Below are 9,003 nucleotides of genomic sequence, written 5' to 3'. Positions count from 1 at the left end.
ACGGCATTTATGTGCATGTCGTCCAGTTTTTCTTCCACCTTGGCCCGCGACCCATTGTTGAATCCGCAGTCGCATGCCTGCCAGCTTGGTTCGGTGGAGTCAATCTGGGACCAGTCGTCCTGGAAATGCTGGGGCAAGACGGTTTTTAATGATTTCGAAGTCAGTTCCTTCCACTTGTTCATGAACGGGCTCAATTGACACGTTTCCGGGAACCAGATGAGAGCATGGACGTGATCCGGCATAATCACAAATCCCAGGCGAAGCCCCTGCTGCTGTGCCCGCCGATTCCCCACGGTGCCAATGACGATTTTCTTCGCTTGATCATGTTGTAGGTGCTTGCGCCTCTTGTCGCACGAGAACGTCGCGAAGCGGATCTGCTGCTCAGTGTCGAAAACGCGTCTTTCAACCATGGTGTACAGAGGAAAACTGCGTGCGGTGATCCAAAAAAGGGAACCCTCATGGTATCACATCATGTCGCTCCGCGATCCAACCGCCTTGAACAGGCGGTCGGGCCACCCTGCGTCGCGAAATCATTGATCCCGCCTGAGTTTCCGTACTCACTCAAGCCGATCCTCATCGATGCACTGTCCGCGTGACCGGATCACCATCGCCGCATTAGCTTAATCAGCAGCTTTCGTTTGTTTGATTAACGCGATAACAACAGCACATCCAACATAGCTTCCAGCCGACCGCTCCCATCAATAAAGTTCCCAGTGTCAATTCGCGCAGGCATGTGATTTTCATACTTCACGCGTAGCGCTTCCATATCCTTGAGTACCGAGTCTTCAATTGCCTTGTGTCGCAAATGTTGCAGCTTCTTTGCATTTTCCGCATCTCCCATCTCCGCCGCCAGTATGGACAGACGATCGATCTGCCCCGGATTTCTCCATTCTGACAATCGACATGCGGCCTCCACCTTCTCAAACGTGCGAGTCCATTCATCACGACCAGCCTCAGACGCATCAACTTCAGCAGAAATTCTATCGATCAGTTCACAACGTCCCTCCAACAGGCGGATGAATTGTTCTTTGGTCGCCCTGATCGCTTTCTTCTGAAGCCGTTCGGCTTCATCAAACTCTTGCAATTCCGCTTTTGCTGCCGCCAGGATATCGTTAGGAATCAAGTTGACACCCTCAGACAGGTTTATCGCCAGATTCGCGTGCTTATATGCAAGGCCTCCGTCTCTTTTCGCGTCACAAGTCGTTGTAGACAGGAACTGTGAGAGCGCCATATGTGCACGAGCTTCTTGCGGCCTTTCTTCAGCCCACAACGTCAAATCCTGAAGCTGCTTCTCATACTCTCCGAGAGAAGCCCACAGCTTGGCCCTTTCGCCTAGGGCCATGGAGTCCGTCAACCCCTGAGAAATGGCATCGTCCAACTGATTCAGTGCCTCCTTGGATCGCCCAAGGTGGAACAGTCCCCGCGCTCGTGCAGTATATGCAAAATCCAACTCCGCCTTCCTTCGTATCAGGTGCTCCGTATCGGAAAGTAATTCTTCATAACTTTCGTTCTTCAGATACAAATGGCAACGGCAATAGCGACATTCCGGACTATCCTTCAATGCAATTGCGCGAGACATCTCTGCGATACCTCTGTCGCTTCGCCCTAATTTTCCATGGCTGAGCCCAAGAAACATCCATGCCTCGGGCGAGCTTGGCTTAAGCTCAACGGCCTTAAATAGAAACTCCGCCGCTTCATTATGCCTACTTTGCCTAACCAGCATCGCTCCACAATTGATGTAGGCGTGAAAGTAATCTGGACGCAGATTAATGGCTTTACGGTATCGCTCCAGCGCCTCGTCAGGCTTCTTCATAAAATATAGGATATCGCCGTGATTCTTTACATAGGTTGCATTTGTTGGCTCCAGCTTTTGGGCTTTCACGATATCATCGAGCGCACGTTCGTATTTCTGATTGTGGCAGAAAACGAATGCGCGACACCGGAACGCCTCGGCGCTTCGCGAATCGGACTCGATCACAGACTTGTAATACTCAAGTGCTTCCTCGATTGTAACAACATCGTCAATATTAACCATGCCTTCGTCGGTTGTTAACGTGTGCTTGTTCTGAGCAAGCACTGTAAACGGCAGGGAAAAATGCTCTGCCGAGCTCACTTCGCCTCCAGACAACACCTTACAGCCAATACGTGGCAACACTGTTTTACCAACTAGCGTTTCTTCACCGACGGTGGACCTCGCCATTAGTGCGACGACAATGATTTGCGCTAGAAAGCAGCGAACTGAGCGACACATCTTCATATCCTTCAAAAGAGGTGTTGACGTATTGACTGGCGATGGAGTGGCAGTGAGTTAGAACTTGAAATTTAGATTGACTTTGGCTTCTTCCAAGGGAAGTGTAAACACTTTGTTAAGTTGCGACCAATTGTCCAAAGTCAAGGGAGCTGTACCCCATGGTAGCGAAAGCGAGAGGTTGCCCTTAGGGAGTTTAAGGGTGAACTCAAATGATCCAGAAAGACTGAAATTCGGATACGCACCAGGGTTATTTCTTGCATATTCGGGGGTATTATAAATAAAAGTTGGCTTCGCCGTAATTGTGACATTAGGCGGAAGTAGTTTAGGTGGCACCGACAAAGGAATGGTCTGCGACAAGTGCGGAAACAAATTCCCTAGTCCGTGCGTTTCTTGAAGTACCGACGCGCATCCAACGCTGCCAAGAACAATCGCCATCCATCCCTGTGGAGAGAGATTGTTAACATCAACTTTGAAGTTTGCTTGTTCTTGAACTGCGGCAAAGGCGGTTGACTGCAGCAGGCTTTGGAATTGACTCGTAAAATCCATCGGTGGGACCCAAAGGGCAGCCGGATCGGGTTGAGCATCGAGCATCTTTTCGCCAACCTTCTTCCAGAAGTCAGAAAAGAATTGCTCTGTGCTAAATTCTGTCAGGTGGCCGCTTAACACTGCGCCAAAAGGCAAATCTATACCCGAATCGAGTTGATCAATAAAGTTCGGTACGGCATCCTTAAAAACGGAATTCACGTCTGTGAGGAAGTTGTCTTGAAGGCCCAATGGGTCAGTTTGCGAAAAGGGAGAATTCCGCACATATCTGTAAAGGTTACTACCGGCTTTCAATCCGAGCGGGTCCCGCTGCAGCCAGCTTCCTAGAACCGCATGGTACGCCCGGAAGCGAACAGAGAAGAGTTGCGCACCCGAGTCATACCGGTATCCGCAGAACGTCGTCTCCCAGGTGAAGGCCGAGATGGAGCGGGTAACGTAGGCGGAGGACATGAAGAGGGTTCTGCCGTATGGGTTGTAGGCGAATCGCTCGCCGACGAGTGCTCCTGCGGTGGTGATGGCACTCATGTTCCAGTTGGCGTCCTGGAGAGCGTAGAATCGCTCGTTGAGCGCTCCGGCTCCGGTAGTGTCCCGCTCGCGCAGGACGAGATCGTCGATGTAGCGCGCACCCCAGATGAACTGGCGTTCGGCACTGGTCGACGCGCCGACTCGCTCTTCGATGCAGCGCCAGTTGCTGGTGAAATAGGAGTGCCGGGTTTCGGACAGGACGCCGCTGGTGTAATTGAGAATTACCGTTCGGAAGTTTCGCGCATCGTACTGGTTTTGCTGGATGTCCGTCGCGCCGGCCTTGACGGAGATCAGGCGATTCCAGGCATCGTAGGTGGCGGACTGGCTGGTCCAGGGGGTCGCCTGCCGAGGCATCGTCGTCATATTCCCTGCCGCATCATATGCAGGTACGGCCCATGCGAGTCCCACCGGCGTCGAGATGGCGGTGATCTCGTTGACGGTGTTGGAGGTCCGCGCCTGAGTTAATGTCCAGCTCGAACCGCTGGTCGATTCATTGAAGCCGCGCCAGTTTCCCGTCGGATCGAGTGTCCAGCATTGCGCGAAGGTGGGTGACGGAATGGCCGTGTTGGTGCCGTTGAGTGTTCCCCGCTGCATGTCCTTCAGTCGCTGCAGTCCGTCGTTGGTATAGAGTTCGTCGTACTGGGCACTGCTTGCCGTGGCGACGGGATTCTGCCGCCAGATCCGGTTGCTGGCGCGGTCGTAACCATATTTGATCCGATCGGTGTCCACATTCGTGGTGGTGCGGTACCAGCGGGAATCGATAATCCGACCAAACTGGTCCAGCCCCCAGTAGATATCTCCCGCAGGACTGGTTCCACTGGAAGAACCCAGCAGCGTGTACTGCAGCGAGGGTTGGGGATACGTGGTCTGCACGGTCGTGCCTAAGCCGAGATACGCATAATTCACCAGTGTCGTCGCCCCATCGATCAGGGCATCAACCCGACTGGCCGCATCGTTGATCCCTCCTGAGGTGCCATACCCAATGGTGATGGCGCGGCCATTCGGGTAAGTCAACGTCGTCGGACGAATCGAGTTCGCGGATCCATTCGCGTAGGAATACTGCACCTTGGGTGTCGTCCCCGAAACGCTCAGGCTGTGAGATTGGGCATCGGAAACGACCTGACCAAAGTCATTATAATCCAGTTCAACGTCATTGACGACAACCGCACTTGATCGCTCTTAGCGGCTCAGTCGTTGCTTCCACCGACACGGGGTCGGAGGAGAGCTCTTGGCGGAGGGCTCGTTTGTTGGATGGTCGTTGTTTTCGCTTCGGGCTGGCATTGGAAGTACGAGCCGTCTGGACAGAAATCTACTGCTGGTTTGAACATGTGAAATTCGGTTTGGCAGGGGATTGGGTTGTCTGCCGGGCAACGGAGGGGTGGGGTCGCTTGAGTCGGACGGGAGATTTTGAGGTGATTGCGGCCATTTCTGCCGGGCACTCTGGTCTGCGGCTCTCATGCAGCAGGGTGAGCTCTGTGTTCTTGAGCGAACTGGTCCGTCGAAGTCCAAAAGGAGGAACTCCGTGGCGTTGGGGAGGCAGAGTTTTCCTGTCTTCTACTTCGTTCGACTAGGCAATCTGTTCGTCTCGCACTCCCCCGCTTTCAAGCGATTCCCGCCTGTCCGTCGATGGACAAGCACGGAGATGAAGGATCGTCCTCCGACGCAGCGAGGGATTGTGGCAGACGCATTGATTAACACCTATTGTCCAACCTCAGCGCCCACGAGTAGACCTTCCATGATACGAAGCATATTTTCATGTAAGTTATGGAGTGCCTTGATCCTGCTGGCAGGATCAACGGTGGTCTGTGCATCGGAACGGGTTACGCCAGAAGTACTGGCCGCCCGGCGGACACTTCCGTCGGTCGGAAACATCCATACTGAGAAATCGGCGAACCCTTCCAATAGCGTATTTACCTCTGAAAAGACGCGCAAGATCAATGGGATGGGTACCGGGATCGTTGTGGATGAGCGTGGCTATATGGTCACGAATTACCACGTCATCGCCGACGTCGACACCATTCGTGTCGAATTCGAAGATGAAAACCGGGTCCGTTCGAGCTACGTCGCTCGCAAGGTTCGCTATGATCGCGAACATGACCTGGCCATCATTAAAGTTGATGGCGCCAAACCGTTTAAGGTGATGCCCTGTGGAACATCATCGGATTTGATGTACTGCGAAAAAGTCATTGCCATCGGCAACGCCTTTGGCTACGACGGGACCGTCACACTCGGCTACATCAGTGCTCTGGGGCGCGATGTTGAAGCCAACGATACCGTATCGTATCGGAACTTGATTCAGACCGATGCGGCGATCAATCCTGGCAACAGTGGCGGCCCGCTGATCAACATGGATGGCGAAGTGATCGGCATCAATGTCGCGATCCGCGCCAATGCTCAAAAAATTGGTTTCGCCATTCCGATCGACGACGCACGAGTCATCATTGCGAAGATGATGAGCGTGGAGAATCTGGATGGTAATTTCCATGGCTTGATCGGCAAGGACATCAAGTCGGGTGCGACACGGATGTTGCGGGTTGACGGTGCTCACCCTGACAGTCCCGCTGCATTGGCGGGGCTGCGATCGGGGGATGTGATTGTCAAGGCGGGTAATCTTGATGTTGTCGACGCGGCGGATTTCGAGCGAGCGATGCTTCATCGTCCGGTGGGAGACAAAATTGAAATCACCGTCAAGCGGAATGATCGGGAAGTCAAAACGACACTCGCTCTGGCCAGCTACGCCGGCGGCAGGTCCTCAGTCTCGAACGATATCCAGGTCGTATCGCGGGCCAACAATGATGATTCCGATCGCTTCTGGTCGCAGTTGGGATTGCGGCTGACGCTGTTGCCCTCGAACGAAGTGCGAAGTCACTTGTCGAAGACCAAGTATCGAGGGGGAATGCGGGTTCTTGAAGTGAAGCCCGAAAGCCCTGCTGCTGTTAATGGGATCCAGAAGGGTGACGTCCTGGTCGGACTCGACAAGTGGGAAACCATGAGCGTCGACAACATCACCTGGATCATGAATCAGATGATGACGCAGACCCCCGGCCCGGATGGACAGAGTCAGATGAAGTTTTACCTCGTGCGGGGACAGGAAACCCGATTCGGATATCTGCCGATCTCGCCGAATCCCCGAACTGCGTCCGCTGGAAACTGATCCTTCGCAGATTCGATTGAGCCGATGGATGGCGATTCGATCAGCAGGGCAGGTGACAGTGACTTGATAAAAGCACGGCGCGACTGGATCAGTCGCGCCGTGTTAGCCATTTTCAGGCGATGGAATGTTCGTCCGATGATGGGTGGCATCCAGGTTGTCCGGGAGACTGGATGCGGCCGGCTGTTATCGGGGAGCTCATTTCGTTGAATCGATGACAAAGTCGGAGGCGGTCCAGGGAGGAAGATCCGTTTCGAAGTGGACTCGCTCACCGGTCAAGGGGTGCTTGAATTCGATCCGCTGGGCAAGCAGGCACAACGGGGGAGCATCCAGCGAAACGGTTTGTGTGTCTCCCAATTGATGCCCGACGCGGTAAGTGGCATCTCCACAGATGGGATGGCCGAGATGCCATAAATGCACGCGAATCTGGTTTGTTCGACCTGTGTAAGGGATGGCTTCCAGCAGGGAAGTTCCATCCGGGAAACGCTCGAGCACTTTAAATCCGGTTCGGGCCGCCAGGCCATGCTCGTCGTCGATGTGACGTGATCCCAGTTGCCCGGCATCCGCACTGATGGGACTGGTGCATTCGAACTCATCCTGCGAAGGGATGCCGTGGACTCGTGCGAGGTACCGCTTGCAGACGGCATCGGGGCCGGTCTGTTCGAACTGCCGTTGAACGAGTTTGGCGAAATGCCGTGTGCGGGCAAAGACCACCACGCCTGACGTGTTCGCATCAAGACGGTGCGAGGGACGGGGGCTTTGGGGGAAATAGACCTGACAAAGGATCGACTGCAACGTGTTGCGGCTGAATCTGCCGGACGGGTGTGTCGGCAGGGGGGCTGGTTTGTGGACGACGATGATCGCTTCGTCTTCGTAGAGAATCCGGATCTGGACGTTGACGTCGGGTTCTTGAGTACCCGGAATGATGTGCAGATATCGTTGACCCGCACGAACGAGTTCATCGTGGGATGCGGCGATTGTGGGAGAGTCTTCCGTAGGCTGTGGGCGTCGGCCTGGACTGCGTGATGGGGGATGAATCCGTTTTCGGATGCGGCCCTCGTCGCACGCCTGTTTCCAGTCTTCCCGAGGAATGTGACTGAGAATACCGCAGAGGAAGTCGAGCAGTGCAACGCCATCATACTCGGCCGGAACGTTCAAAGGCCTTTCGTTGACGTATGGCTGACTTCCGGGAAGGGGATTCACGACCTGCTGGAGCGTGGTGTGGCGCTCGGCGAGAGTTGCCGCTCGCTGTTCCTCTGTGGTTTTGTAACAGTAAGGACAGGAAAGGCCTTCGACGAAGCGCGGGTCTTCCTGTTCTTCGGGCGTCAGCGGAGACTGGCAGACAAAGCATTGTGCCGATTCGGACTCGTGCAAACTCGGGTCGACACCAACTCGCTGATCGAAGACAAAGCACTCTCCGTCGTAGTGAGCCCCGCCGCATTCCTCGAAGTACTTCAGGATTCCCCCATCCAATTGAAAGATCTGCTCGAACCCTTCACGCTGCATGAACGGGCCCGCTTTTTCACAGCGAATGCCCCCTGTGCAGAACATGACAATGGGCTGTTTCTTCATTTCTGCCGGAAGCTGTCGGACGGCTTCGGGAAATTGGCGAAAATGGTCAATGTTCAGCGGCATCGCGTGCTGAAAGGTCCCCAACTGCACTTCGTAGTCATTGCGCGTGTCAATCAGTGTCAGCGGGCGTCCTTCATCCAGCCATTGTTTCAACTCGCGAGGGGGGAGCTTGGGAGCGGGGGCGCGTGCGGGGTCGATCCCTTCGACGCCGAAGGCGATAATCTCCTTCTTGATTTTCACCAGCATTCGTCGAAACGGCTGTTCCGCACTCTCACTCACTTTTGGCTCAACATCTTCCAGTCCCGGCACCTGCCGCAATTCACAAATCAATGTGTTGATTGCACTTCGGTTGCCCGCGACAAACAGATTGATGCCCTCGGTGCTGAGCAGGATGGTTCCTTTCAGCTTACCGGCAGCGCAAATCTGGATCAGATGTTCACGCAGAGGCTTCAGGTTAGACAGTGGAGCAAATTTGTAGGCGGAGATATTCGTGGTTGTCTGCATCGTCTTCATCTGATAGGTGTCATCGGACTTGACCGGCCCCGCCAGGCGGGAATGTCAAGCTATGACGATTACGGAGGCTCATCCTCGTGCATGTTGACAGGTGGTCAGCCGGTTACGCAAGTGCCGAAGATCACTGCACGCCTCAGGCCGCGCTCGTGAGCGCACAGGAATCGATTCGCCATTACTGCCGGTTCAGCACGGATGGACGGGCAGAACGTGGTTCAATGGACGGAACGACTCATCCTGATTGCGCTCGCTGGCCGAAGACGTAACTGCAGATGAAGAGTGAGAGATTCATGGGAGGAACTGTGCATAATCGCTGTGATCTCTGTTTTGTCCGGTCTGTGCTCACCTTCGGCGTGGCCATGGTCCTGCTCGCTGTAGTTGAGGCGGAAGCCCAGGTTGAAAACAGTGTCCTCAGCACGCGTGCGGATTCACCTGCCGAGATTCAGCGAAT

General features: G+C 54.5%; 5 protein-coding genes. 1 reads left to right on the top strand and 4 read right to left on the bottom strand.

Annotated elements, in window-relative coordinates:
- The 3 genes from VGE80_RS22740 to VGE80_RS22730 form a co-directional block, all read right to left on the bottom strand.
- The coding region (locus VGE80_RS22740) for a transposase (RefSeq protein ID WP_440594233.1) at positions 1 to 410 on the bottom strand (410 nt) is incomplete at its 3' end.
- A 236-nt stretch (positions 411 to 646) separates the two neighbouring features.
- Positions 647 to 2,251, bottom strand: a complete 1,605-nt coding sequence (locus VGE80_RS22735) for a tetratricopeptide repeat protein (protein ID WP_373649385.1) — start codon at positions 2,249 to 2,251, stop codon at positions 647 to 649.
- Positions 2,252 to 2,308: 57 nt separating this feature from the next.
- Positions 2,309 to 4,384, bottom strand: coding sequence for an RHS repeat domain-containing protein (locus tag VGE80_RS22730; RefSeq protein WP_440594232.1), 2,076 nt, complete (start codon positions 4,382 to 4,384; stop codon positions 2,309 to 2,311).
- Positions 4,385 to 5,054: 670 nt separating this feature from the next.
- Between VGE80_RS22730 and VGE80_RS22725 the strand changes: the two genes are divergently transcribed.
- Positions 5,055 to 6,473 (top strand): trypsin-like peptidase domain-containing protein, encoded by a 1,419-nt coding sequence (locus VGE80_RS22725; protein WP_373649383.1) that lies wholly within the window; start codon positions 5,055 to 5,057, stop codon positions 6,471 to 6,473.
- 195 nt (positions 6,474 to 6,668) lie between these two features.
- Here VGE80_RS22725 and trhO read toward each other — a convergent pair whose 3' ends face one another.
- Positions 6,669 to 8,546: an oxygen-dependent tRNA uridine(34) hydroxylase TrhO gene (gene trhO / locus VGE80_RS22720; RefSeq protein ID WP_373649382.1), complete on the bottom strand. Its 1,878-nt coding sequence runs from the start codon at positions 8,544 to 8,546 to the stop codon at positions 6,669 to 6,671.
- Positions 8,547 to 9,003: the final 457 nt, after the last annotated feature.

Source organism: Schlesneria sp., from assembly GCF_036405755.1.
GTDB lineage: Bacteria > Planctomycetota > Planctomycetia > Planctomycetales > Planctomycetaceae > Schlesneria > Schlesneria sphaerica.
This window is presented reverse-complemented; position numbering and strand designations above follow the sequence as displayed.

Bases quoted from the DNA above. Each gene is read 5' to 3' on its own strand.
- trhO (WP_373649382.1), bottom strand. From the start codon at position 8,546: ATGCAGACAACCACGAATATCTCCGCCTACAAATTTGCTCCACTGTCT.
- VGE80_RS22735 (WP_373649385.1), bottom strand. From the start codon at position 2,251: ATGTGTCGCTCAGTTCGCTGCTTTCTAGCGCAAATCATTGTCGTCGCA.
- VGE80_RS22725 (WP_373649383.1), top strand. From the start codon at position 5,055: ATGATACGAAGCATATTTTCATGTAAGTTATGGAGTGCCTTGATCCTG.